This window comes from Streptomyces sp. NPDC046215, from assembly GCF_040646215.1.
In the GTDB taxonomy this organism is placed as follows: Bacteria; Actinomycetota; Actinomycetes; order Streptomycetales; family Streptomycetaceae; genus Streptomyces; species Streptomyces stramineus.
The window spans coordinates 17,439-43,048 of the sequence record NZ_JBEYZW010000032.1; the positions used below are offsets into that span (position 1 = coordinate 17,439).

Genomic DNA, 25,610 nt, shown 5'->3' on the forward strand with positions numbered 1-25,610 from the left:
CATGCACCTCTTGTGAGAACGTCATATGAGTCACGCGAGTCGCATGTGGACTCGGCAACCAAGCCACGTGCGGTGGTGGTGACCGGGTGCTCTTCCGGCATCGGCCGTGCGGTCGCCCTGCGCCTGCTGCGCGCGGGGTATGCGGTCCATGCCACGGCACGTCGCGTCGGGGACATGGAAGACCTCGCCCGCGCAGGAGCCAAGGTCGCGCGCGTCGACGTCACCGACGCGACGTCCGTGAATGACTGCGTCCGCGAAGTGGAGGCCGTTCACGGACCCGTCTGGGGCCTGGTGAACAACGCCGGCTACGCCCTGGCCGGGCCGGTCGAGGACATCGGTGTCGAGCAGGTGAGGCACCAGTTCGAGGTCAACGTCTTCGGTGCGCTGCGCATGGCACACGCCGTTCTGCCCGGCATGCGCTCCGCGGGCGAGGGCCGCATCGTCAACATCTCCTCCGTGGCCGGCCGGTTCTCTCTGCCCGGAGGGGGCTGTTACCACGCCAGCAAACACGCGCTGACCTGCCTCAGTGACACATTGCGGCTGGAGACGCGACCCTTCGGCGTACGCGTGAGCACCGTGGAACCCGCCGCCGTGAACACCGCGTTCATCGACACCGCCCTGCGCGTCCTCGCCTCAAGCGGCCGGGGCCTACCGGCCTACCGGACTTTCCGTGCTGACCTGGACCGCTACTACCGACAGGTGCAGAGCCGGCCCCGCCGTCACGGCCTCGGCACGCCGCAGACGGTGGCCGCCGCCGTCGAACGAGCACTGAGCGCGCGGACCCCCAGGCCGCGCTACGTCGTCGGCGCGGCCGCGCACCTGTGTCTGGGACTGCATGACGTACTCCCCCGGGCCTGGTTCGAGACGGTGGTACGCCTCGCCTTTCCCCTGCCCGGGCCGGGGGGATGACCGGTGCGCCAAAACTGTGTGCTCGCCGCCCTGTGCGCGGCCCTCATGCTGCTCGGGATTGATCAGACCGTTCTCAACGCCGCGCTGCCGGACATGCAGCGCGAGCTGCGGCTGACCGCCGCTCAGCTGCAGTGGGTGGTCGCCACCTACATGCTCGTGCTGGCGGCCGCAGTTCTGGCCGCGGGCAACTGGGGTGACCGTCGCGGTCGGCGCACCGCCCTGGTGGCGGGGCTGTGGGTGTGCGGATGCGCCTCCGTCCTCGGGGCCGTGGCGGACAGCGCCGCACACGTCGTCCTGGCGAGAGGGCTGATGGGCGCGGGGGCCGCCCTCATCATGCCGTCAACGCTCTCCATCCTCGTCCAGGTCTTCACCCGGCCGGATCGTCAACGCCTGGCGGTCACCGTCTGGGCGACGGTGGCGGGGGTCGGGGTTCTGGTGGGGCCGCTCCTCGGCGGTTGGCTGGTGGAACGGTACTCCTGGCGGGCGTGCTTCTGGGGCAACGTACCGCTGGTCGCCCTGGCCCTGGCCGCTGTCCTGGCAGTGGTCCCCGCCTGCCGGCCGCGGCGGGCTCCCCCGGCGGACCCGGGCGGACTCCTGCTGTCCTCGGCCGGACTGACAGCGGTGATGTGGGCCTTCGTCCAGGCTCCGCAGCACGGCTGGACCGACGGTCGCGTGACGGGCGTCGCGGCCGTCGGCACTGTCCTGCTCGCGCTGATGCTGTGCTGGGAGGGCCGGGTGCGCTCGCCGATGCTCCCTCTGTCGCTGTTCCGGGACCGGGGGTACGCGGTCGCGGTGGGGACGTTGTCGGCGCTGTTCTTCACGCTGGTCGGCTCGACGTTCATCCTGACCTTCCACCTACAGGGTCTACGGGGGATGTCGCCGCTCGAGGCGGGGTCGACGATGGTGCTCGGCGGCCTGGGCGTGACGTGCGGTGGTGCGCTCGCCGCCGCCGGGGCGCGACGGGCGGCGGCTCGTCACATGATGGTCACCGGTCTGGTGCTGTGCGGGATCGCGTTCCTCGTCCTGGCCGGCGTATCGGCTGAGTCCGGTGACGGCAGGCTGCATGTCTTCCTCCTGGTGGTCGGCCTGGGCACCGGGCTCGCCGGAGGGCCGGCCACGAGCCTGATCATGGGCGCGGTGCCCGGGGAGACCTCCGGTGTCGGCGCCGCCGTGAACGACGCCGTGCGCAGCGTGGGCAGTACGTCAGGGGTGGCCATCATGGGTTCCGCGTTCAACACGTTCTACTCCTCGGCCATGCGTGACCAACACCAAGCCCCGCCCGGCGGGGCCGCGCACGGGGCCCGGGACCACCTCCTGACCGCCCTGTCGCAAGCGCGGGACATGGCGGCCGGGGCCGGGCCCTCGGGCTCCGCCAGGAACACCGGGCAGTTGGAGGCCGCGAAATCCCTGGCGTACGCGGCGCGGACAGCGTTCGTCACCGCCCTGCAGAACACCGCCTGTCTGTCCGCCGCCCTGTGTTTCACAGGGGCGGGCGCGACACTGTTCCTCCTGCGCGAAACCCGACGCACCCACGGTTCCGCACCGGTCCGGACGGGCACGACGACCACCTCGGGCTGTCCACAGTGACCCCCCGCGCTCTCGTCCTCGTCAACCCCGCCGCCACACGGGCCGGCCGCGCCGAGACCGCCGATGTGGTGGCCGCGCTGTCCGCCGTCGCCACCGTGGCCGTCACCGTCACCGCGTCCCCCGGACATGCCACCGAGCTGGCCCGTGCGGCCCGGCGCGACGCCCTGCCCCTGCTCGTCGTGGTCGGCGGCGACGGCACCGTCAACGAGGCCGTCAACGGTCTCCTCGCCGACGGTGCGCGCGACGACCCCCTCGTCCGGACAGCGCTGGGCATCGTCCCCGCCGGCGGCATGAACGTCACCGCGCGTTCCCTCGGCGCGGGCAGGACCGTCCCCGACGCCGTACGGCGCCTGACGGAAGCGGTGCGCGGCAAACGGCGAAGGATCCTCAACGTGGGCAGGGCCGGCGAGCGTTACTTCCTCTTCGCATCCGGAGTCGGCTTCGGCGCCGACCTCATGACCCGCGTCTCCCACGCACGACGGCACGGCAGAAAGACGACGCCACTGCGCTGTGTCCTCGAGGGCGCGCGGGCCTTCCCCGGCGGCACTCAGCGCGGACGGACGGACCTGACGGTCACAGCGGGGCGACGAAAGGAGCGGGCCTTCGCCCTCCTGGTGGCGAACGCCTCCCCCTACGCGTACGTGGGCGCGTGGCCGCTGAATCCGTGTCCCGCAGCCGACTGGAGCACCGACCTCGAAGCCCTGGCCTTCACCGACGCATCGGTCCCCCGCTGCTCCCTGCTGGCCGCGCGCATGCTCGTCGCCCCATGGCACGAGCACCACGGCCGTCCCGTGACCCGTTTCAGGGAGCTGCGGACCCTGTCAGTCACCTCCCATAACCCCGTAGCCTTGCACGTGGACGGTGAACCACTGCCCGCCCGCGACACGGTGCGCTTCACCTCGGTCCGGCGAGCGCTCGCCGTCGCGCTGTGACCCCCACGGCACGGACGCCGGGCCCGGCTGCCCCATCCCCTTCCGATGGACCCGCGGCGCAGACCCCACCAGAAAGGTCCACCATGTACGTCGCGCACGCACCCGAAGGCTCACCGCTGTACGAACCTGACCGCCGGCACCGCGCCGTCCCCCCACCCACAAACGCTGCCGGCCCGCGGGCGGCCCGGCTCCCCGCAGCGGTGCGCGAGGACATGCGGTGCTTCGCCGCCGCACTGCGTGTCCACATCGCACAGCTCTACCCCGATGCTGCTGACCTGGGGCCGGACACCGTACGCGACCTTCTCGGGCTGCCGGACGACCTGTACCTCTCCCCCGCCCTCCTCACCCAAGTCGCCTCCCGGCTGCACGAAACGCTCGTACAGCCCGTGCGCCATCTAGTCGACGGCGGCGGGCAGCGCTGGCGTCCCTACCTGCTGGCCAAGGTGATCGACGCCTTGGGCGGCGACAGTCGTCGCTTCGGCCCGCTGCTCGCCGCCGGAGAGCTCATGCACACCGGCTCCCTGATCGTCGACGACATCGAGGACGGCGCCGGGCTGCGCCGGGGGCGGCAGGCCGCACACCTGGCCTTCGGCGTGCCCACCGCACTCAACGCGGGCACCGCGGCCTACCTCGCCTTCCACCGTGCCCTGCGCACCGTCCTGCCCGACGACCCGCCGCTGCGCACCGCCGTCCAGGACGCGTACCTGCAGGCGCTCCGCTCGGCACACGCCGGGCAGGGGCTCGACATTGCCGGGCTGGGGACGGAGATGGACATCGCCGTCGAGACCGGTGACGCGAGCCTGCTCCTGGAACGAGTCAGGCTGACGCACCGGCTGAAGTCCGGCGTTCCTGTGCGCGCTGCCTTCGACGTCGGAGCCCTCCTCACCGGGGCGCCGCCCGGGCTGCGGCAGGCTCTGTGCCGCTTCGGTGAGGCGATCGGCACCGCCTACCAGATCACCGACGATGTGCTGGACCTCCGCGGGGTGACGCTCAGCGGGGTCACCACCAAGGCGGTCGCGGAGGACTTTCGCAACGGCAAGGTCACCATGCCGTTGGCCCATGCAGTCTCCCTGCTTCCCCCGGAGCGGATGCGAGCGATGTGGCAGCGCGTGCACCAAGGCCGGCCGACGGAGGAGTCGCTGCGGGAGGACGTCTCAGCCCTGCGGGAGTGCGGTGCGCTGGAGGCGTGCGTCAAGGAGTCCGAGCAACTCCTTGACGCCGCCTGGACCACTCTGCAGCCGGACATGCCCCGCACCCCGGCGGCACTCTGCATCCGCGCCGTCGCGGGCTACACGGTGAACAGGGCACGCGTCGCGTGACCGGTCAGGGATTCCTCAGCCACCGGGGGTCCACGGCACTGGGCGAGGTGACACCGAAGTCGGCGACGGTGTACTGGTGGTGGGTGCCGGGGTAGCTGCGCAGCCGGGGAGGGGCGTCGTAGTACGAGTTCCGCCGGGGCGGCCACAGGCGCAGGCACTTGGCCCGCAGGCGCAGCGCGCCTTCGACGCAGGGGCGCGCCAGCGTCGGCTCGAGGTAGGCGAAGGCCCGGCGCAGCGGCTCGTCCATCAGACTGACGACGCCCTTGCGGGCGATCGGCCGTGCCGGAGCCGCCACCCAGGACGAGGCGATGCCAAGGACGTAGTCCGCGACTTTGCGGCCGGTTGCCGAGCGGGCGAACCGGGTCCGTTCGTACTCCCTGTTGAAGCGCTCCAGGCCGGCGAAGTCTTCGGGAATGTCCTTGACATTCATACGCCTGCCCACTTCGCGGTAGAAGCAGAAGGCAGCCGTCTTCTCCTGCTCGAGGAGCGGGCGCCAGCCGTAGCGGCCGATCCACCGGACCGGTTCGCACACCAGGGCCGACAGCGTGTACAGCATGTGGTCATTGCGGATGGCGTACCAGGAATGTGCCCTGTTGACGGTGCGCAGGGCGATCCTGCCTTCGGGTGAGTCATATCCGTACTTGGCGAGCGCCGCCAGGAGGGCGAGCGTGTCGTCGTAGCGCCGCTGCCCGTCACGAGCGAAGTGACCGGTGGCGTCGATCAGTCCGGCGACCTCCGGCACGGCGAACATGCGCAGCAGCGCGAGTTCGAGCGACCGTTGGTAATCCCAGGGGAACTCCAGCCCCGTGCTGATCCTGTAGATCCGCAGATGGTCGCGGGCGCCGTCGAGTGTGGAGAGGTACCGCGCACGGGCGTAACGGGCGGGCCGGGCAGTGAAGCCAGGGCTGATGTCCATACTGTCGCATGATCGGGCCTTGAGGGTGTGCAGGAAAGAGGGCGGTCACCCACACGAGGAGCCCAGGCGGCGGCCACTGCCGCCCGACAACCGGTTCGGGTGTTTTTCCGTCACTCACCACATCCGCTCGGCCGTTCGTCTGTTGGTACTACCACCGCGCTCGGGTGTCGAGTTTCAGCCTTCGAGCAGCGGATGGAGACAAGCCGAAGGCCGGAATGAAGGAGAGAGCATGAGCATGTTCGGCAAGGCAGGAGCCGTGGTCATCGCGGCGACGACGGCGATGCTCGCCCTGGCCGGTCCGGCCGCGGCCGGGAACGTCCCCGACGGCAGCGACGTGCCCATCGGCGGGCTCCTGTCCAACATCGGATCCAAATCCGCCGCCTCGCACGCCAACGCCTGTTCAGGAAGGCTTCAGCTGCTGAGCAAGCGCACTTGCGTCGGGGACGACCGCAACTCCCCCGCTCCCCGTACGGCAGGAGGGTTCGGCGGCATTCTGTCCAACATCGGATCCACCAACGCGAGCGACCACAGCAACGCCTGCGGCAGCACCATCGCGATCTTCTCCGACACGCGCTGCATCATCGTTGAACACCACGACGGCCGTCCGCAGCAGGCACGCTGACGCTCCGGACCGTGCGGACGCACCACCGAGTGCCCGGGGCCCGGCCTCCCGATTCCCCCGGGCCACTGGGCCGGGCGAACATCGAAGGCCGCCCGGCCCGGTACACGACCACCCTCGCACCCTTCACCGGCCGCCCCCTGGGGCGAGTCCCCCACTGCGGCCCGGATGATGTCGCGCGCGCCTTCGACCAGGCCCGCACAGCCCAACCCGCATGGGCTCAACGATCCGTACGCGACCGCGCAAAGGTCTTCCTACGCCTGCACGACCTCGTCCTGCGTCACAGGGAAGAGGCCATGGACCTCATCCAGCAGGAGACGGGCAAAGCCCGCCGGGACGCCTTCGAAGAGGTTCTCGACGTCGCCCTGACCGCGCGCCACTACGGTCGGCACGCCCCCGCCCTGCTGAAGCCGCGACGACGCCGCGGGGCGCTCCCCCTCTTCACCCGCACGGTCGAGTACCGGCGCCCCCTGGGCGTCGTCGGCCTCATCATTCCCTGGAACTACCCGCTCACTTTCGCCGTCTGCGATGCCGTACCCGCTCTGCTGGCGGGAAACGCCGTTGTCTGCAGGCCGGACCTCCTCGGCGCCTTCACCGCGGTATGGGCGCGGGATCTGCTGCAACGCGCGGGCCTGCCCTCAGGGGTGTTCCGGCTCGTCACCGGCCCCGGAGACCAGGTCGGACCGATGGTCGTCGGCCGCAGCGACCACGTGTGTTTCACCGGGTCACCCGCGACGGGCCGGACTGTCGCGGCACTAGCCGGATCACACCTCATCGGATGCACCCTGGAGCTCGGCGGCAAGAACTCCTTCGTAGTGCTGGACGATGCGCGTCTCACGGAGGCTGTCGAGGGCGCTGTGCGTGCCTGTTTCACCAGCGCGGGACAGCTGTGCATGTCGGCCGAGCGCGTGCTGGTTCACCACAGTCTCTACGAGGCGTTCCTGCAGGCGTTCACCGTCAGGACGCGCGCCCTGCGGCTGGGGACTACCTTTGACCACCACTATGACGTCGGCTCTCTGGTGTCCCGTGCCCGTCTGCGAGCCGTGGACGGACATGTCCGCGACGCGGTGGCGAAGGGTGCCCACGTGCACGCCGGCGGCCGACATCGGCCCGATGTGGGCCCGTATTTCTACGAGCCCACCGTGCTGACCGGCGTGAGCGCCGACATGGCCCTCCATACCGACGAGGTCTTCGGGCCAGTGACGGCCGTCTACCCGTTCCGCGACGACGAGGACGCCGTCCAGCAGGCGAACGCGGGGCGTTTTGGACTCAACGTCAGCATCTGGACCCGCGACACGGCCCGCGCCCATAGCCTCGGCCTGCGCATCCGAGCCGGAACGGTCAACATCAACGAACCGTACGCGGCGGCGTACTCCTCCGTGGACGCACCCATGGGAGGCATGGGCGACTCGGGTATCGGCCGCCGCCACGGTCGCGACGGAATCCTCGCCTACACGGAAGCGCAGACGATCGCCACCCAGCGGCTGGTAGCGCTGCGAGCTCCCGCCTTCATGCCCCAAGCCACTTACGAGCAGGCCGTCAGTCGCGTACTGCTCACCGTCCGCCGCCTGGGCGCAGGGTGAGTCCGAGCGGCGGCGAAACGGCAGTCTCCCGGTCCTGAGCCAGCGAACCCGGGACGCTGCTGAGCAACACCACCGTCGGGGTTCTGCGCAGGTGCCCTCAGGGCAATGAGAGCTGGGTACCGGGCCGGGGCCACAGCTGCCGACCGAGCGCCGGGTATGTCCTCGGTGTCGAGAAGCTTCCACGCATCCGGGGGCTCGGCGGGTTTGCGTCACCGGTTGTTGCGCAACAACCGGCGAGCTTCCTGGTTGTCTGCTGACCACGAGACAAGTCATGACCAGCCCTGCTTGAAAGTGGACGAAGCTGTAAGGCGAATGGCCCGGGCGCAGAGGGTGGTGCCGTAGAGGTCGAGAGCGTCATCCGGGTCCTCCGTGTAGTGATCGGCGACCTCGTGGAAGTTGTACCAGCCCTTCGCCCGGGCCGCCCGTCGGTCGTCGTCGGTACGGACAGTGGCTGAGAGGAGGGAGTGCAGGACCTCGGCGTGGCGCTGGCGTTGTTCGCACATCGCCCGCCAGTCCGGGTTGCTGTGCGGGTCCGCGGTAGGGACCTGGGCTTGCTGCTGGCTGAGCTGGGCTTGGATGTAGGCACCGGGACGAGCGGGGCGCCAGGTGAGGTACCAGGAGTGGAGTTCCGTACAGATCTGTTCCGCATTGAGCCCCTGGTCGATCAGCGGCCGCAGTGCGAACGCGAGTCGGCGGAGGGTTTCGGCCTGGGTCCAGGTAACCCGAGGGCGTACCTGGCGGGCGATCCAGATGTCCCGGGCAACCTGGGAAGCGGAGCGGCGAGGGGTGCGAGCGGATCGTGATGTGGAGGCGGGGGTGGAGGGTGTGCGGCGGCTCGCGCGCTTGCGCGAGGTGTCGTTAAAACCACTCTCAACCTGCACTGTCACGTCTTCCTCAACCACGGTCAGGGAAGGGGTCCACGAGGACGCTACGACCTGCTCACTCTGGGGCAGGGACGAGGGCGTGGACTGCTGACGCTGGTCGATGACCACGCGTGCGTGATAGCCGGTGCCGATGAGGCGCCGGTTCATGGCGTGGTCGAAGGCGGCCGGGATGACTGCGGCGTAGATGGTGGCCGTGGCGGCGTACCCGGGCAGGCCGAGAAGACGGCGGACGTTGGTTTTGGACCCTCGGGAGACCCAAGCCAGGAGCCCCATCTCGCGCAAGATCTTGGCGTGTTTGGTGATGGTGCTGCGGGCCATGCCGGTGCGGGCGATGGTGCGGTCGATGGCGTAACGGACGTGACCGGTGTCGTAGTCCATGCGGGCCGCAAGGTCTTGGGCTAGGGCGAGCGTGGTGGCGGTGGCCTGGGGGTGCGGCCTCGTGCTGAGGGCCCATTCAACGGCGCGCAGCCATCGCCGGGGCCCGCTGCGGCGGGATGCGGTGTGCTGGATGGTTTGAGCCTGGGAGGTAACTGCCTTGAAGGGAGCGCCAGTTGAGGGGCGCGCGGGGGTGGTTGAGGCGAGCTGGGCGGGGGTGCCGGTTCGGGACGGAGGCAGCACGGAACCAGCCCTCGTGGTGGCAGCGATGACCGGCTCCTGGAACGAGGGTGCATTTTTGGGTGCAACAAAACTCGGCTCGGCAGCTCAGGGGAGACAGCGGTCGAGTGGTGAAGTGGTGTTCAGTTAGGAGTGGGGGGTGTTTCACCTCTGGCTGTTACGCGGCACGTGGTGCCTGTGCGGCTGGAGCGGTGGCGGGGCGGGCGGCCTGGTGTCGTGACGGGCCCGATGGGGCCCGTCAGCGACGTCTGAGGATCAGGCCGCAGGCTTGGAGGGCGGCGTGGTCCGGCGCCGGCGCGTGCGCAGAGCCGCTATGGCTTCGGGCAGCTCTGCGACCCACAGGCCGACAGGGATCCTGAAGGCGACACGCCCATTGAGGTGGTCGAGGTCGAAGGCGGCACGCTGGCCGGGGCTGGTGACCAGGTGGACAGAGTCCTCCAGGACCCACAGCGCTGTCTCTGTAGTGGTATTGGGGTCGGAGACGGCTTCCCGGGCGGCTTCGACGGCGCTGGACTGCCAGAGCTCAAGATCCTGGCGTGCGCTGCGAGGGCGTCGGTTGCCCGGCCACACGATCTGGGCGACGAAGGCGTACACGCGGAGGGCGACGACGGCGTCCTCGAAGTGGGGGGCGTGGAGAACGCCCTGGTCGCGGGCTTTCCATGCCCACGATTCACTCAGTCCGGCCGCTGTTGCGACGGCGCTGGTACTGAGCTGAATGCTGGTCTCGACCATCGGGTTGCTCCCCAGTCCATGGGTGTTGATCGTGCTGCACACGCTACCGCATAAAGGCCAGGGATTTCTTTTGACACTAGACCTTCTGCGTGTCGAACAAAACCGAGCAGCATCTGACAGTCCCGATATTGAGCGGTTGTCAGTCGTCCGGCTAGTTAGCGGCCGGGAGGGCAGGTCTAGTGATACGGGGTCAGTGAGGCAGGGAGCGCGAGCCCTAGACAGCTTCATGACTAGACAGGAAGCAAGTTAGGTCGTTAGTTAGCGGGTTAGTGAGGAAGGTATAGAAGAACCTGTAAATATGCCTGTAGCCAACGCGATAGCGTTGGCTACAGGCATCGGTATATTTAGGAAGGAACTGCAGCTCTCAGGCCGTGGATGCCTCTCCGACCGGGTTCCGGCGCTCCGGCCGCTGCAGTTCGCCCTCGGCATTGAGCGCCTGCAACAAACGTTCAAGCGCAGCGGAGATCACGTACAGTCCCCGTCGGCCGTAGTCCGCCTCCTGCAGCTCCTGGTGCAGGGAGGACATCAGGGCGTGGGCCTGTCGGCCCACGCGGTAGGTCGACTGCTTGCCCTTTTCGACATATGCCATTCGATCATCGAGAAACTGCTGGGCCCACGCGATCTGTTCGTCGACGTTCGTCGGAGTGTGCCGCAGTGCCGCATCGAGGTAGTGACCAAAAGCCAGCCCGCCATTGCCCGATGAGCGGCGGTCCTGGGCAATGCGGGCCTTGAGCGCCGCCAGCACCTCGGGCTCGATGCGGAAACCGTGCTGCTCCCACTCCTCCGAGCGGATCTTCGCCTCAGCGAAGCTCTCATGGACCGCAGTGTGTGCCCACGGGCCACGCGTGCTCTTGGAACGCCGCCGTGAAGAAGGCGCGAGAGCCGAAGCCGAGAGCGCAGGCTCGTCACTGCCCGGCGTCTCAGGCAGAGCGTCGGCGGGGCTCGGATCGACAACTGTGCTTGATTTAGCGGTAGTTGTGGACGGGGCAGAGGGCTCCGACGGCGACTTCGTCGACCGGCGGGTGCGCGGGCCGGTCTTCTTTGCAGAAACCGGAAGGTCACTGCTGCTGAACGGGTTGCCTGAAGCAGGCTCCTCCGCCGCTTCCGGGCGCGAGCCGTTGCGCGTCTCCGGTGAAGCGGGCGAGGAAGCGGGCGACGAAGCCGCTTCCGGAGCCTCTGTCTCATCCCGGCTCTGGGGCGGGACCGGAGTGGCAGCCTCAGCGGCATCCGGAGCGCCGGGCTTGACGGGAGCGGGTGCGAGCGCGCTTCCACCGCCGAGGAAGGAACGCTCGGCTACCTCGTCCGCACCGGCGAGAAGATTTTGCAGCAGTGCTGCCGACTGCCCCTTACCCCTGGCTGCTGCCTGGAATGCCGAGGCGGACTTCTTCTTGCCCTTGCCACCGGCGGACGAACTACTCATCGAAGGCCCCCGTGGCGATCAGTTCGGGGGTTTCCCACTTCTCGACCGGCTGGTCGATGCGTGTGAGAACCTCGCCCATCAGCCGGGCGTACTGCTTGCCCGGTGCATGGTTCGCGAAGCGGAGAACGGCCGGCTCCCCGTACGCGTAGGAACCGGAGATCCGGTCGTCCTTGCGGATATCAGTGACAAAGGGGTACAGGCCGGCCTCGATGACACCATTGCGGATGTTGATCTCCTGGGCCTTCATCGTCGACGGAGCGCTCGAACGGTTGAGGACCGCGCCCAGGTACTGCGGATCACACTCCCCACCGGTCCGGTCCTTGACATACCCGACCGTGCCTCGGATGGCCACGGCTCCCTTGAGAGTGGAGTACTCCGGGTAGCAGACCGTCAGCACGTGGTCCGCGGCCGCCAGAGCGGTAGCCGCGAGAGAGGAGACCGCCGGCGGGGTGTCGATGACAACGAAATCGAAGGAATCTTCGACCTCCAGCAGCATGCGACGGAGAATCGGCGTGGCCTGGTACCCCTTCTTGTGAATGAGGTCCTGGGCCGCGGACATGGTCGACTCCTCCCCCGCCAGCAGATGGAGGGAGCCCCCGCTGTCCCAGTCCTCCAGCAGTTCCCCGCGGTCGAACATGATGGTGGGCAGCTCTATGCGCATGTTCTGCATACGTGCCTGCATCGCCCAGCCCAGCGAACGGGCCAGCTGGTCCTCACCGGAGAGGTTCACTCCGAGGGCCGTCCCGGCCTGGGCCTGGGGGTCGAGATCGACTACGAGCACCCGGTGACCGGCGAGCGCGAGACCCGCTCCCAGGTTCACGGTCGTGCTCGTCTTGCCGACGCCCCCCTTCTGATTCGCGACCGCGAGGACCTTCATCGCCCTGTTCCGCCTCTCCTGCTACATCGTCTGAGTGGTGCCTGCTGCCTGAAGCCCTTTGTCACCAGGGCATTAAGCACTCGCTTGACCTGCGAGCGGGGGAGGAAATGCCGGATTCAACGGCTTCTCGCCCTTCCGCTGCGTCCGTCGTGGATCGGTTAGCTCTAGTGACACAGGATCTTCACGCACGACGATAACAGCACCGGCGTCCACTGGTGCACCCCGACGCGCGGGAAGGACCTGGATGGGGTCCGTCAGGGGGTGCCGATGCGACGGACGGTGACGACAGGACAGGTAGGCAGGTCGTCAGGGTGGCTGTCAGCTCGCTGGTCAGTGCGCAAAGCAGTGAGGTCGGTGAAGAGCAGGCAGAGCAGCGTCGGAGCGCGCAAGCCGGTAAGCATGTCTGTTCGGCGGCGGGATCGTAAGGCAGGAAGCTGACGCGATCGTCAGGTGGGCGGTCAGCGAGGTGAGTAGTGCGACAGCTCGGCAGTAAGTCAGTAAGGGCGCTGGGTAGGTCGTTAGGCAGGTAGGCCGGTCACAAGTTAGGCAGCTGAGGCGGCAGCGCAGCAGCAAGCCCGTCCGTAGGGCAGCTCCATGGGTGAATGGTTAGTTCGGCAGGTAGTTAGTTACATCGCTAGCTAGTTAGCTAGCAACAGCGCACTAGTTATAGCTATAGATAAGAGAACACAGATCGGTACTTCCACGAATGCAACAACAGGTATATGAGTCGTTAGATTTCTAAGTGCATCACTAGGTGTAGCTATCGCAACTCGATGTGGTCTATGTGTCTCGACATGCATGAGGATAGCTATCGTTATATTTGTAGCTGAGGAAGGAGACCCGCAACTCGCGCACGCAGTCAGGATTCCCAGCAGTGCAGCGGCTCTCGGGCTCTCCCTCCCAGAGCGGTGGACGCGCCCTATGCCACCCCGTGGGCGAGGCCGCGTGACATGCGCGGAGAGTCACGGGCATGGTCGGGGCGACCCGACCCCTTCGTTATTTCATTACGGCGTAATACTGACGACTGAGCTGCCACGGCACCGAAACCCGCAGTGGATCCGGGCGGGTGCGAGCCGGCCGGGCTCGGCACATTTCTCCTAGGGCTGCCGCAGGTCGGCAGCGGCCCTGGCAGACGAGTCGAGGTGGACGCTGGCGCCGATGACGAGCCACGCCCGGCGGCCGACGGTCTTCGGGGTACGGAGTTGGGAGCGGTTCAGCCGAGGATCTGCTGGACCATCCCACAGGAAATCCTGTCGGCTCACGTCCAGGTCGTCGCCGGTCAGATCAGTGACGGACGGCCCCCTTGATGACGGGGAGTTCGCCGCTGCGGTAGAAGCACGCGGAGCGGGTAGTCAGGCGGGGGCCCGGTCCCAGGCCATCGCGCGGACGACGTCAGAGCGGTCGGTGGCCTGCGCGGTCGTGGCGGCGGATTCGTAACCGGCGTCGGATCATGAGCCCGACTCGGGCCCGATATGGCGAAGGACTGTCTCGTACTCGCCCGAGGCGACGAGCCCGTCGATGACTTTGACCATCGACGGCAGTCCCGGATCGCGAACGATGAGGCCGTCCCAGCACCACCAGTACTCGCCTTCAGGTTCGCCTGCCCGCCGCTGCCGGTTCATGATGCGCTGCACCTCGGCAAGGGTGAACACGGTTCCGGACCACCGGTCACCGTCATCGCGGACGACCCACATGTCAACATTGCAGACCTCGTCGAGGTCTTCCCCTGCACCGGGTACGAAGCAGATCTCGTACCCGTCACGTTTGACCCGATAGAAGGGGCCGTCCCACATACTCGCTCCGTAGCGTTCTGTCCTGTTCTGCCGTCATGAGCACAGACGGCCGACCAGTACACCACGTCTTGCCTGCTGCTACGGCAGGTGTAGCAAGCAGGTCTCGACGGGCAGGGCACCGGTGACGTGCAAGTAAAGGAGGTGCCCTGCCCGGAGGCAGTGAGCTCGAACTTCTCCTGACGGCTTCCTGACGGCTCACCCTGTACGCGCGGATCGCGTCCGCAGCGGCGGCGAGCGCAGACAAACGAAAAGGCCCCGCGTCCTTTCCACCCTCCAGGGGCAAGGACGCGGGGCCACACGGCTCGAGAGCCGTTGCTCAGATCAGCTCGATACCTTCCTTCATCAGCTGCTCGAAGTCAGCCGCCCGCATGTGCTCGCGCAGGATGCGCAGCACCGCGGCCGGACTGTGCCACGGCATCTCCTCGACGCCAACGGCCACTGCAGCACTCTGGGCACCTACGGGGCTGGGGGAGACCGGCTCATCCCGGGAAGCCGCAGAGCCTTGGCCACCGTTCGTCTTCATTACGTCGTAATGAAGACCACCTGGACCAGAGGCTGCCTTCGAAGCCGACGCGGTCCCTTCCACCGGCGTCCGGCCATCAGCGGTCTTCATTACGTCGTAATGAAGACCGTCAGGTCCTTCATCAGACCCTGACGCCACAGCCTGAACAGGAGTCCGCTGCTCCCCCGCCAGACGCGCCGCTTTTCTGGCCTCCTTCTCCGCCTGCTCCAGAGCCCTCTTCTCCTTGAGAGCCCGCAGAGCAGTCTCCTGACTCTCCGGCGGCTTCCTACCTACCGTGCGCAAGAGGTCGACCGGCTCCTCGCCCGCCTCCAAGCGCCTCTGCAGCTCAGGGGTCAGCTGCAGAAGCGACAGACGCTGCGAGACCCACCCCTGCGAACGGTGAAGCCGCTTCGCCAGCCGGTCCTGCGTCTGATGAACTTCCAACAACTGCTGCAGAGCCCTGGCCTCATCCAACGGCTCAAACGCCTCACGGTGAATGTTCGCGACGAGAGCGGACTCCAGAATCGCGTTGTTGTCAGCCCCCAGGCTGTCATCCACCATGACCTTGAGCGAGGACAGACCGGCTTCACGCGCAGCAGCCAACCGCCGGTTACCGTCGATGACCACATACATGGCCCTCGGCTCCAGCTCCTCGTCCCGCCCCGGATTGGCCTCCAGGTAGGCATCCCGCGTCATGATCCCGAGCGGCTGCTTCTGCCCGTGATCACGCAGACTGTTCGCGAGATCGGTGACATCGCCCAACTGCTCGCGGGGGTTGTCGGGGTTGTGACCCAGCAGATGCAGCGCGAGCTGATTCGGTCCACTGCCGTCGAGCGCGCTGCTGATGGCCCGACCTCGGGCGCTACGAGCGGTGCCGGCCCGGGAGAACGCAGAGGACTCCCCCATCTGGTCGGCCTTGCTCATGACGTCGCGCTCGCGATCTGCCGCATCGCCTCGGCCTGGTCACTCAACGGCGCGTAATCCAGCAGAGCCTTCCGCTTACGGACGGCCTCGCGCTGTTCCTTGAGGTCACCGATGATCGCCAGCACCGGCGGCTCACCGATCTCCTTCCAGGCCGCGAGGGAGGAGGTGGCCACGTAGCCGCGGCGGCTGTCGTAGAGGTTCACCACCAGACCCAGGTAGTCCAGATCGAGCTCAAGGTCATCACACAGCGAACCGATCTGGTCCGCGAGCATGGCGTAGGCGGTAGCGGAGCTGTCCTCAGCCAGGACGGGGATGATGACGCCCGAGACACCGGACTGCTCGTTCGGCCGCCGACGCCCGTAGTAGATCGCGGCGTCCATGGCGATACCGAGGCTCGGGGGACAGTCGACGACGATGACGTCGAAGTCGTCCTCAAGCGGTTCCAGCGCCCGCTCCAGGGTGGTCTCCCGATGACGGATCCGCGTGTTGGTGGCGATCCGCGCGTCCAGAAGGAACCCGTCGAAGCAGGCCGGCAGGACATGCAGACGCTTGCCGAACCGCTCGCCTTCGATCGTGACGAGCAGGTCCCGGAGGTCGCCCTTGCCCTCGGCGCACATGTGAGCCACGAGGCTGTCGTGCCCCGGCGCGATCTGCGGGATCCCGAGCTGCTCGCTGAGGTGGCCCTGCGGGTCGTAGTCGACGAGCAGCACGCGCTTCCCGGCCTCGGCGTACGCCTCGGCAACACCCGCCGCGATGGACGTCTTGCCGACGCCGCCCTTCTGATTACAAATGATCTTGCGCTGAGGGATGCCCGTCTCAGGGCGCGCGGTGGGGGAGGAGTGAGCATCGAGCCAGCCACGGATCGACTGGGCCAGGCCCTGGGTGTAGGAGACCTTGCGGGCGGCACAGTCAGCCTTGAATGCGTCGTACAGGCCGGCGGGGAGCCAGGTGCTGAACGAGTCGGCGCCGGTGGTGTCGACAGGAGAGTAGGGCTCGACGCTCGCACGCCAGGCGTTCACGCCGTCGGTGACGGCGTCCTGGATGTCGATCCGGAGCTCAGCGGCACGGACTTTGAGTTCTTGACGAAGCGCGCTCGGCAGCTTGGACGCTACCTTTTCCCGCTCGCCATCAGGGTACGGAGATGCCATGACGTCACCTTACTGACTTCTGCCGCTGACGCCTCGTCGGTTAGGCGCGCCTTGTACCTTTTTATACCTTCCTGGCATAAGGAACAGCACATTCCGGCTATGAATTTGTGATCTCAACCCGGCCCGACGCGGTCCCATGGGCCCCTGCACCGGCAGTCGCTGATGCCCGGTCGTTCATTACGGCGTAATAATGAGCGTCCCCACGGCCCCCCGGCCCCGGCAGTCGCTGAGCCTCGGTCCTTCATTACGACGTAATAATCAGCGCCCCCACGCCCCCCGCACCGGCAGTCCCTGATGCCCGGTCGTTCATTACGACGTAATAAAGGGCGCTCCTGCGGAGCCCCGCCCCGTCAGCTCGCTCAAGCCGAGCCGAGCCGAGCCGACCCGAACGACTCGGCAAGGCAAAGCCGCTCACGATCGGCAACCAGGGAGCTGGGCGAGGGACACGGCCTCAGGCAGCGATGTCGTGACCCGAGGGCGGAGTCGCTACAAGGCCGCCTGGTGGGAGCCCAACCCTGACTGCCAATCGAGCACCTCCCCCGCGGAGTTGAAGGCCAACAGGTGAGGTTCCGGGGCCAACTGCACACACCTACGGACGACCTTCCGTATCAAGAAAGGCAGCGCTAGCCGGGGAGTCGGAGGAGGAAGGCCGCGCCCCGGCTGGTTGGCGTGGCCGTGAGGGTTCCTCCGTGATGGCGAGCGATGTCCCGGGCGATGGCGAGACCGAGGCCGCTGCCGCCGGTGTCGCGGGTGCGTGCTTCGTCGAGGCGGGTGAAGCGCTCGAAGATGCGCTCACGGTCTGCTTCCGGGATGGGCTCACCGTCGTTGCGCACGGTGCATTCCACCCACCCGGGCTCGGAGTCGAGAGTGACGGTGACCTGGGTACTGGCGTGACGGGCCGCGTTGTCGAGGAGGTTGCGCAGCAGGCGGCGCAGCTGGTCGCGGTCGCCCGGGACGGTGAGGGGATCGTCGGGAGCCTCCAGGGTGAGGTGCGCAGTGGCTCCGGGTTGGGTGTGGGGAAGTTCGAGGAGGAGTTCCTGGGCGAGGTCGGTGAGGTCGATCCGCGTCCTGGTCGTCGGTGGTGCGGCGGTGTTGTCGAGACGGGCGAGGGTCAGGAGGTCGTCGACGAGGTGCTGCAGCCTGGTCGTCGCCTGAAGGGCGTTGGCAAGGGCGCCGGGCCGCTGGGGGTGGGCGAGGGCGACTTCGAGGGTGGCCCGCAGGCCGGTGACGGGGCTCCGCAGTTCGTGGGCGGCGTCCGCGATGAAACGGCGTTGACGGTCGGCGTGGGCATCGAGGACGTCGAGGGTGTCGTTGGTGGTGCGGGCCAGGCGGGTGATCTCGTCCTCGGCTGCGGGGACGGGGACTCGGGTGCCCGCGCCCGGCTGGTCGACGGTGGCCAGCCGGGTGCGGATGGCTTCGACGGGGCGCAGTGCACGGGCGGTTGCCACCCAGGCGCTGAGGGCGACGATCAGAGCGGCCAATGGGACGGCGCCGGCCAGCGCCGGGATGAGCGCGTCGGCTGTCTGGGCCGCCTCGGTCCTGGTGACGGCGACGTACACGGTGTAACGGCCGGCGGGCGCCGGCGAAGAACTGGGGATTTCGACGACGGTGCCGGCCATGTCCAGGGTCTGTCCGGCCAGGGCCGAGGCCTTGGAGAGACAGTCGATGACAGGCTGTCCGGACGTGGTGCGCGAGGGATTGTCCCGGCAGGAGGCGGCCGGCGTGCCGAAGTGGACCGGCACGAAGGTCCCCCAACCGGGACGCGCCGACGCGGGCGCGGCCGGGAGCGTTCCGGCCGCGTCGGGGAACGCCTCGGGGAGCCAGGACGCGAACGGACCGCTCGGGCCGATGATCACCACTGGCCACACGTCGATGATGTCGCTGGTGGCTTCCCGGTCCCTGGTCTGGATGCGGGCGACCTCTGCCGCGACCGCGCGGGCCTGTGTCCACGCGCGGCCGCGGGCAGCCGTCATCTGCGTGGCGTAAACGTCGTGGTGCAGCCACCATGCCCCGGCACCGGCGAGGATCAGGGCGGCAGCGCCCGCGGCACAAGCGGTACGGGCCCGGGTGGGCAGCCGCGTCCACCACTGGAGCATCCTGCCGGGCATCCGGGGAACGGGGTCAGGCATGCGAGTCGTCCAGGCGATAGCCGTGCCCCCGGACGGTCACGATGCTCCGGGTGCCGTACGGGTGGTCGATCTTGCGGCGCAGGAGGCTGATGTACACCTCGACGATGCTCGTCCCGCCGCGGTAGGCGATGTCCCACGCCTCGCCGAGAATCGTCTCCTTCGACAGCACACGGCCCGGCTCGCGCATCAGCACCTCCAGTACCGCGAACTCCTGACCGGTGACCTCGATACGCTCGTCGCCACGCCCGCAGGTTCGCCCCTGCACATCCAGCCACAGGTCACCGGCGCGCAGCACGTCCTGCTGGTCCGAGCCCGCGACCGCACGGGTGCTGCGGCGGATCAGCGCCCGCAGGTGTGCCATGAGGACGACCAGGGAGAACGGCTTCGTCAGGTAGTCGTCTGCACCGGTGTCCAGACCGCGGGCCTCGTCGAGCTCTTCGTCCCTGGCTGTCAGCATCAGCATCGGGGTGTCGACACCCAGGGCTCTCAGCCGTGCGCATACGGCGAAACCATTCAGCGACGGCAGCATGACATCCAGGACGATGGCCGCGAAAGCGCCCGTGCCACCGAGCTCCACCGCGGAGAGGCCATCCGCCGTGTGAGTGACGGTGTACCCCTCAGCCTCCAGGCCGTCCCGCACGGCGGCCGCGATCACCGGATCGTCCTCCACCACCAGAATATTCACCACGCCAGCATCGCACTGCAGACGCGCCCCACAGCTCACTCAGCAGGCTTCAGGAACGGTTAAGGATGACCTGTGCATAGTGGGGCCGCCCCGCGAGGTCACCGGCCGCTGCCGAATGGGCACGCCCATGCTTCGGCCTCCTGCCGGTGACAGTGCCCCTGCCATCCGGGAAAGGGACTGATCTGTGTTTCGACGCCTTCCGTCGAAGACCCTTTGCACTACCGAAAGGCGTGCTGCCCCATGCGCATTTCCTTCCTGCTCCATAACGCCTACGGCATAGGCGGCACGATCAGGTCGACGTTCAACCTGGCCGCAGCACTGGCAGAGCACCACGAAGTGGAGATCATCTCAGTGCTCCGCCACCGCAAGGCGCCGGCCATGGGCACACCCTCCAAGGTGCGCCTGACCCCTCTGGTCGACATGCGCACGGGCTCCGCGGACTACGACGGTGACGATCCCCGCCACGCACAGCCCGCCAAGATCTTCCCCCGCGCCGACGGACGGCACAAGCAGTACAGCAGCCTCACGGACGAGCGCATCGGCCGGTACCTGTCGAGGCTGGACGCCCATGTGATCGTCGGAACCAGACCGGGACTGAACGTCCACATCGCCCGCCAAGCGCACCGTGCAGCGATCAGAGTGGGGCAGGAGCACCTGACCCTCGCGAGCCATGGCTTTCGTATGCGGCACGAGATACGCCACCGTTATCAGCTGCTGGACGCCCTCACCACCGTCACCGAGGCCGACGCACGCACCTACCGGCAGCTCGGCCTGCCGGGAGTGCGGGTGGAGGCCGTACCGAACAGTGTCCCCGCCGCCCGCGTCGAACCGGCCGACAGCGCCGCCAAGGTGATCATAGCGGCAGGCCGGCTCAATTCGGTGAAGCGATACGACTTGCTCATCCGGGCATTCGCCGAGGTCGTCGCCATCCACCCTGATTGGCACCTGCGCATTTTTGGCGGTGGCGACGCCACCGGCAACGAGAAGAACAACCTGTCCGCCCTGATAGGTGAACTCGGGCTGAGCCGCAACGCCCGGCTCATGGGCAAGGCCAACCCGATGGAGGCGGAGTGGGCGAAAGGTTCCATCGCCGCCTCCACCTCTGACCACGAATCGTTCGGCATGACCATCGTCGAGGCGATGCGCTGCGGTCTCCCCGTCGTCTCCACGGACTGCCCCGCCGGACCGCGCGAGATCATCAACGACCGAGTCGACGGACGCCTCGTCCGCCCCGGCGACGCCGGCGCCATCGCAGCCGCACTCCTCGAACTGGTGGGGGACGAGAAGCTACGGCAGCGCATGGGCGAGGCAGCCTTGAAGAACTCGGCCCGCTTCGACCCGGCGCGCATAGCCGAACGTCACCTGAGCCTTTACCAAGAGCTGCTTCGTCAGGGCCCCGGCCGACGATCGCTCGGTCCCGCGCGGGAAATCGCACACCGCGCGCGGACCAGCACGATCGACACCGCACACGCCCTGCGTTCTACTGCCCGCAATTTGCTGAAAAGTGATCACTGACAGCACCAGATTCAAGATTCGCCCGCCTTCGGCGTCCTCCGGTGATGCCTGAGCGCACACACCCTTACGGGTGAACTTCGGGAGGGAAAGCCCCCCGGAAGCAGCGCCGAGGTTCCCCGGGGAAGCGGAGGGTAGCTTCAGCTAGCACGGCTCCGGACTGGCTTCCGCTCGGGACCAGCTCAGGTGCGCGGGCCGTGCCTACGGGGGGTCGGGTGCGCAGTCTGGCTGATGTCATCGTCGTGGGCAATGGTGCGCTGGGGCTGTCGGTCGCCGTGGAGATTGCGCGGCGGGCACCGGAGTTGAAGGTCTCGGTGATCGGTCCGGCGGAGCGCGCGCGGGCGGCGAGCGTGGCCGCGGGAGCCATGCTGAACTGCTTCGGCGAAGTCACCACGTACACCGGTCGCCATCCCGTGTCCGCGGCCCGGTTCGCCGTCGCACGAGAGGCACTGGACCTGTGGCCGCAGTGGCTGGCGGCACTGGAGGAGGACGTCGGCGGAGCGAACTTCCGCGCGGTGCGCGCCTCGTGGAGCGAAGGCACCTTCGTCATCATGAGCAGCAGCTCGGGGCGGATCGCCGGCGAGAACTTCGCGGCCATGTGTGCGGCCGCCGAGGAACACGGCGAACCGCACGAGCTCGTGGCTCCCGAGGAGGTGGCCGGCCTTTCACCCCGCCTGGGCCACAGGCCCCTGCGAGTCCTGCACCTCCGGCGCGAGGGTGCCGTGGACGGGCGGGCCATGGTCGCAGCCCTGGAACAGGCGGCACGTGAGCGGAGGGTGGAGCTGGTGCCTGCCACCGTACGCGCGCTGCTGCGACCATCAGGCGGTGCAGTGTCCGGGGTGGAACTGCAGGACGGCCGGACGGTGTCGGCCGGAGCGGTGGTGCTGGCCGCGGGCGTGGCCAGCGGCGCACTCGCGGGCCAGGTGCTGCCCCCGGGCGCCGTCCCGCCCATGCTGCACGGCACCGGCCTCGCCGTGACGGTGAAACGGGCGAACACCGGCCCCCGGGGCCCCCACGTGATCCGCACACCCAACCGGGCCGGCACCTGCGGCCTGCACGTGGTCCCGCTGGCCGGGGAGGACGAGCAGTACATCGGCGCGACCAACGTCATCACCTTCGACCCCGCACCCGGCGTGTACCTGGGCTTGGCACAGACCATGATGCGGCAGGCGTCCGAGCAGGTCGACGAGGCTCTCGCCGTCTCCTACGTGCACCGGTGGATGATCGGCACCCGCCCGATTCCCCTGGACTGCTACCCCCTCATCGGAGCGTGCTCCATCCCCGGCCTCCTCTTCGCCACCGGTACCTACCGCGACGGCTTCCACAGCAGCCCGGCCATCGCCCGTCACCTCGCCGCGCTGCTCCTTCAGGACACCGCGGCGGAGAAGGACACCCCGTTCACCCACTTCGCCCCCGAACGCATGCCCATCCAGACGATGTCCGTCCCCGAAGCCGTCGACGACACCGCGCGGCACGCCGCGGACACCATGCACGACCAGGGAACGCGTATGCCGTGGTGGCTCGACAGCACACCCCTCGAAGAGTGGGCACGCGCACGCATCCGCACCTTCTACGAAAGCCTGGAGGACCCGGTCGCCCTGCCGCCGGAGGTCGTCGACCCCCAGTTCCTCGACCCGACGGCGATCGAGACCCGGTCGGTCGATCTGCTGCGCCGTTACCTTCGCGCGGCGCGCGCCCACCACGGCACGTGACGTCAGCCCGCCGACGGCCGTAGCCCGCCGACGGAGGAGGGAACCATGAAAGCGCCCAGCCCATGGCTGACCCGGTTCGCCACTGACCGGCGGCGCCCCACGCCCTTCACGGCGTTCGACATAGGCGAAGCATTGGCGGCCTATGAGCGGCTGGTGGCCGCCTTCGAGGGACGAGCGCGTGTGCAGTACGCCGTCAAAGCCCGCCCCGACCAGGCACTCCTGACCACCCTCGTCCGGCGAGGCAGCGCCCTGGACGTCGCCTCGCCGGGCGAGATCCAGCAGGCCCTGGACGCCCGCTGCCCACCCGAGGACATCGCTTGTTCCAACGTGTTCGCGGACGCCAGGGAACTCGCCTTCGCCCGGGATAACGGCGTCATGGTCTTCACCGCCGACAGCACCGCCATGGTGGAACGCCTCGCCGCCGTGTGCCCGGGAGCGTCGGTCTTCGTCCGCGTCGCGCACGAACACACCGCCGGTGCCGCCCAGCCCCTCACCGGCCGCTTCGGCTGCTCGGAGAACGAAGCGGTCCAGCTCGCCCTCCTCGCCGCCCGGAGCGGCCTCCGCCTGGCGGGCCTGAGCTGGCACGTGGGGAGTCAGCAGCACGACCCGGCCCAGTGGGAACGAGCGATCGCCCGCGCCGCTCGCATCACCCGCCGGATACGGTGCCACGGCATGACGGTGGAGCACCTCAACCTCGGCGGCGGCCTCCCCGGCACCTACCGCACCAGCGTGCCACCGGCGGAGGCGTACGCCCGCATCATCCTCACCGCCGTCGACCGCCACTTCCCCCACCCTCACCAGCCGCACCTCGTGCTCGAACCAGGAAGGGCCGTGGTGGCCGACGCGGGCATCACCATCACCTCGGTGAAAGCCGTCGTCGACCGCCCTTGCGGCACCTATGTCGTCCTCGACGCCGGGCTGTATAACGCCGGCCTCCTGGACAACCTCGGCGGCATCGAGTATCGCGTCACCTTTCCCGGCCACCCGGAAGGCGTCGCCACCCGGCCTGTCACACTGTGCGGCCCGACCTGTGACTCGCTGGACACCTTCACCGCCGACAACGTCTACCACGCACCCCTGGCCCTGGCCCCCGGCGACCGGGGCGTGATCTGGTCGACGGGCGCTTACTGCTCGACGAGCACCCTGGTGGGCTTCAACGGCTACCCACCGGTGCCGCAGCACCTCCATGCGCCGCGGAGCGACGTCGCCGACCGGCTGCCGGAGCAACCCAAGAAGTCCTGAGGCCGGGGAAAGGCTCCGCCGCGTACGACGCCTAACGCTGCCGCACGGCGTCGCGCAGAGCCGAGCGGTCCGGCAGGTTTTTGCGGGTCAGCGGCAGTTCGGGCAGAAAGTGGATGCTGCTCGGCGTATACCGCTCGCCCATGGCGTTCCGGACGAATGCCATGAGTTCGCGCGCACTGATCGTCGAGTCACCGGCGCGTACCACGGCCGCGTGGACCGTCTCGTGGAGGCGAGCGTCAGGGACGCCGAACACGGATGCCCGGCACACGGCGGGGTGCGAGGCCAGTACGGCCTCCACGTCGTGGGCATAGACACACAGCCCGCTGGCCACAATGATCTTGCTGCTCTCGCGGCCGGTGAGACGAAGGTACCCGGCGGTGTCCACGCGGCCACGGTCACCGGTGCGGAACCACCCCTCGCTGAAGGACGACGCCGTCCGCGCCGGATCGCCCCGGTACTCCGTCATGGCGGCGGGGGAACGCACCCAGACATCACCGTCCGTGCCCGCTGCACCGTCCCCGATGCGGAGACGCACCCCCGGGAGCGGCTTGCCCACCGACCCGAGCAGGCCCGGGGTGTGCTCGTCCGTGCCCAGGACGGTGACGTACGCCATCTCGCTGGAGGCATAAACCTGGACGAGCCGCGGGCCGAAGCCGTCCAATGCCTCCTTGACGATGCCGGGGTCGGCAGGCGCACTCCCGTACTCCACCTGGCACAGGTGTGGATACCGGGCCACTCCGGCGGGACCACGGCCGATCTCCGCCGTGAGCTCTTCCAGCAGCCGGGGCATGCAGTACAGGTGCGTGACGCGCTCCCGATCGAGAGCCTCGATCACCTGCGAAGGGCCGACGTCACCCAGCAGTACGGCCGAACCGCCCGCGGCCAGCGTCCACATCACATGCTCGACCTCCGGGGAGAGCATGTCCCCCGCATGGTGGAGGAAACGGCGGGTGAGACCGCCGGGGACGTGGCGACGCAGCCACCGGTCCATCTGCTGTTGCACCGCCAGACCGGCGAAGGTGTGGACCGGTGCCTTGGGGGTGCCGGTGGAGCCGCTGGTGCACATGATCAGTGCGGGATCGCTCTCGCGGCCACCCGGCGGGACGGGCCGGGCCGGCGCGCCTGCCGCCGCGGCCAGCAGGTCACAGCCATGGTCGGCCGACCCGAGCGACAGCACGTGCGGCGGGTCCAGAGCGTCGAGCACAGCCTCGGCGTTCTTGCCGAAGGCGGGAGCGAAGACGAGCGCCGCCGGCCCGACCGTCCGGGCGAGGGCCACCAGCGCCGGCGCCGGAATCCTGGTGGAAAGAGGGGCGTAGCAGCCGCCGAGCAGCTGTACCGCCAAGCGCAGGGCCACCGCCTCGGGGGAGATGAGATGCAGGGTGGCCACCGTCCTGCCCGGGCCGATACCCGCCTGGGCGAGCACATGCGCGAAGCGGTGGACCATGTCGAGCACTTCACCATGCGTGAGACGCCGATTTCCGTGGACCAGAGCCTCGCCGCGAGGGTTGTGCCCCAGCCCCCAAAGGATTCGGTGGAGAAGCTGACTCATACTGTGCCGTCCTGATCTGTG

General features: G+C 68.4%; 20 protein-coding genes. 9 read left to right on the forward strand and 11 right to left on the reverse strand.

What is annotated here, in order from left to right; translation table 11 throughout:
• Positions 1 to 72: 72 nt before the first annotated feature.
• The 4 genes from ABZ951_RS16325 to ABZ951_RS16340 all read left to right on the forward strand — a co-directional run bounded on the left by ABZ951_RS16325 (position 73) and on the right by ABZ951_RS16340 (position 4,747).
• The gene (locus ABZ951_RS16325; protein ID WP_361280073.1) at positions 73 to 909 is read left to right on the forward strand and encodes an SDR family oxidoreductase; all 837 of its coding nucleotides are present in this window, start codon (positions 73 to 75) and stop codon (positions 907 to 909) included.
• A 3-nt stretch (positions 910 to 912) separates the two neighbouring features.
• Complete coding sequence (locus tag ABZ951_RS16330) at positions 913 to 2,496, forward strand: MFS transporter (protein WP_344090862.1); 1,584 nt, start codon at positions 913 to 915, stop codon at positions 2,494 to 2,496.
• Positions 2,493 to 3,428 (forward strand): diacylglycerol kinase family protein, encoded by a 936-nt coding sequence (locus ABZ951_RS16335; protein WP_344090859.1) that lies wholly within the window; start codon positions 2,493 to 2,495, stop codon positions 3,426 to 3,428. Before ABZ951_RS16330 ends, ABZ951_RS16335 begins: the two co-directional genes overlap by 4 nt.
• Positions 3,429 to 3,628: 200 nt before the next feature.
• Entirely contained in the window at positions 3,629 to 4,747 is a 1,119-nt protein-coding gene (locus ABZ951_RS16340; protein WP_344090857.1) for a polyprenyl synthetase family protein, read from the forward strand.
• Positions 4,748 to 4,751: 4 nt separating this feature from the next.
• Here the strand turns inward: ABZ951_RS16340 and ABZ951_RS16345 are convergent, their stop codons facing one another.
• Positions 4,752 to 5,663, reverse strand: a complete 912-nt coding sequence (locus ABZ951_RS16345) for an oxygenase MpaB family protein (protein WP_344090855.1) — start codon at positions 5,661 to 5,663, stop codon at positions 4,752 to 4,754.
• A 229-nt stretch (positions 5,664 to 5,892) separates the two neighbouring features.
• On the opposite strand from ABZ951_RS16345, the gene ABZ951_RS16350 reads away from it, so the two are divergent.
• On the forward strand, positions 5,893 to 6,285 hold the full coding sequence (locus ABZ951_RS16350) for a hypothetical protein (RefSeq protein WP_344090853.1): 393 nt from the start codon (positions 5,893 to 5,895) through the stop codon (positions 6,283 to 6,285).
• A 29-nt stretch (positions 6,286 to 6,314) separates the two neighbouring features.
• On the forward strand, positions 6,315 to 7,865 hold the full coding sequence (locus ABZ951_RS16355; RefSeq protein ID WP_361280089.1) for a succinic semialdehyde dehydrogenase: 1,551 nt from the start codon (positions 6,315 to 6,317) through the stop codon (positions 7,863 to 7,865).
• A gap of 269 nt (positions 7,866 to 8,134) precedes the next feature.
• On the opposite strand, the gene ABZ951_RS16360 is transcribed toward ABZ951_RS16355, so the two are convergent.
• The 9 genes from ABZ951_RS16360 to ABZ951_RS16400 form a co-directional block, all read right to left on the reverse strand.
• Positions 8,135 to 9,127, reverse strand: a complete 993-nt coding sequence (locus tag ABZ951_RS16360) for a hypothetical protein (RefSeq protein WP_344090849.1) — start codon at positions 9,125 to 9,127, stop codon at positions 8,135 to 8,137.
• Positions 9,128 to 9,619: 492 nt separating this feature from the next.
• A complete protein-coding gene (locus ABZ951_RS16365) occupies positions 9,620 to 10,138 on the reverse strand; it encodes a hypothetical protein (RefSeq protein WP_361280077.1) in 519 nt (172 codons plus the stop codon).
• Between the two features lie 322 nt (positions 10,139 to 10,460).
• Entirely contained in the window at positions 10,461 to 11,516 is a 1,056-nt protein-coding gene (locus ABZ951_RS16370; protein ID WP_344090845.1) for a hypothetical protein, read from the reverse strand.
• Entirely contained in the window at positions 11,509 to 12,393 is an 885-nt protein-coding gene (locus tag ABZ951_RS16375) for a ParA family protein (RefSeq protein WP_344090843.1), read from the reverse strand. Before ABZ951_RS16375 ends, ABZ951_RS16370 begins: the two co-directional genes overlap by 8 nt.
• A 1,448-nt stretch (positions 12,394 to 13,841) precedes the next feature.
• Positions 13,842 to 14,186, reverse strand: coding sequence for a hypothetical protein (locus ABZ951_RS16380; RefSeq protein WP_344090841.1), 345 nt, complete (start codon positions 14,184 to 14,186; stop codon positions 13,842 to 13,844).
• Between the two features lie 316 nt (positions 14,187 to 14,502).
• Positions 14,503 to 15,612 (reverse strand): ParB/RepB/Spo0J family partition protein, encoded by a 1,110-nt coding sequence (locus ABZ951_RS16385; RefSeq protein WP_344090839.1) that lies wholly within the window; start codon positions 15,610 to 15,612, stop codon positions 14,503 to 14,505.
• The gene (locus ABZ951_RS16390) at positions 15,609 to 16,760 is read right to left on the reverse strand and encodes a ParA family protein (protein WP_344090837.1); all 1,152 of its coding nucleotides are present in this window, start codon (positions 16,758 to 16,760) and stop codon (positions 15,609 to 15,611) included. Before ABZ951_RS16390 ends, ABZ951_RS16385 begins: the two co-directional genes overlap by 4 nt.
• Before the next feature lie 623 nt (positions 16,761 to 17,383).
• Positions 17,384 to 18,889, reverse strand: a complete 1,506-nt coding sequence (locus ABZ951_RS16395; RefSeq protein ID WP_344090834.1) for a HAMP domain-containing sensor histidine kinase — start codon at positions 18,887 to 18,889, stop codon at positions 17,384 to 17,386.
• Positions 18,882 to 19,574 carry a response regulator transcription factor gene (locus ABZ951_RS16400; RefSeq protein ID WP_344090902.1) on the reverse strand — a complete coding sequence of 231 codons (693 nt, stop codon included), beginning with the start codon at positions 19,572 to 19,574 and terminating at the stop codon, positions 18,882 to 18,884. The genes ABZ951_RS16395 and ABZ951_RS16400 overlap by 8 nt, the downstream gene beginning before the upstream one ends.
• A gap of 240 nt (positions 19,575 to 19,814) precedes the next feature.
• On the opposite strand from ABZ951_RS16400, the gene ABZ951_RS16405 reads away from it, so the two are divergent.
• From ABZ951_RS16405 to ABZ951_RS16415, 3 genes are all read left to right on the forward strand, one after another.
• Positions 19,815 to 21,089 carry a glycosyltransferase family 4 protein gene (locus ABZ951_RS16405; RefSeq protein ID WP_344090832.1) on the forward strand — a complete coding sequence of 425 codons (1,275 nt, stop codon included), beginning with the start codon at positions 19,815 to 19,817 and terminating at the stop codon, positions 21,087 to 21,089.
• A gap of 212 nt (positions 21,090 to 21,301) precedes the next feature.
• Positions 21,302 to 22,798: an FAD-dependent oxidoreductase gene (locus tag ABZ951_RS16410; RefSeq protein ID WP_344090830.1), complete on the forward strand. Its 1,497-nt coding sequence runs from the start codon at positions 21,302 to 21,304 to the stop codon at positions 22,796 to 22,798.
• Between the two features lie 45 nt (positions 22,799 to 22,843).
• A complete protein-coding gene (locus tag ABZ951_RS16415; protein ID WP_344090828.1) occupies positions 22,844 to 24,040 on the forward strand; it encodes a hypothetical protein in 1,197 nt (398 codons plus the stop codon).
• 31 nt (positions 24,041 to 24,071) lie between these two features.
• Here ABZ951_RS16415 and ABZ951_RS16420 read toward each other — a convergent pair whose 3' ends face one another.
• The gene (locus ABZ951_RS16420) at positions 24,072 to 25,589 is read right to left on the reverse strand and encodes a class I adenylate-forming enzyme family protein (protein WP_344090826.1); all 1,518 of its coding nucleotides are present in this window, start codon (positions 25,587 to 25,589) and stop codon (positions 24,072 to 24,074) included.
• Positions 25,590 to 25,610: the final 21 nt, after the last annotated feature.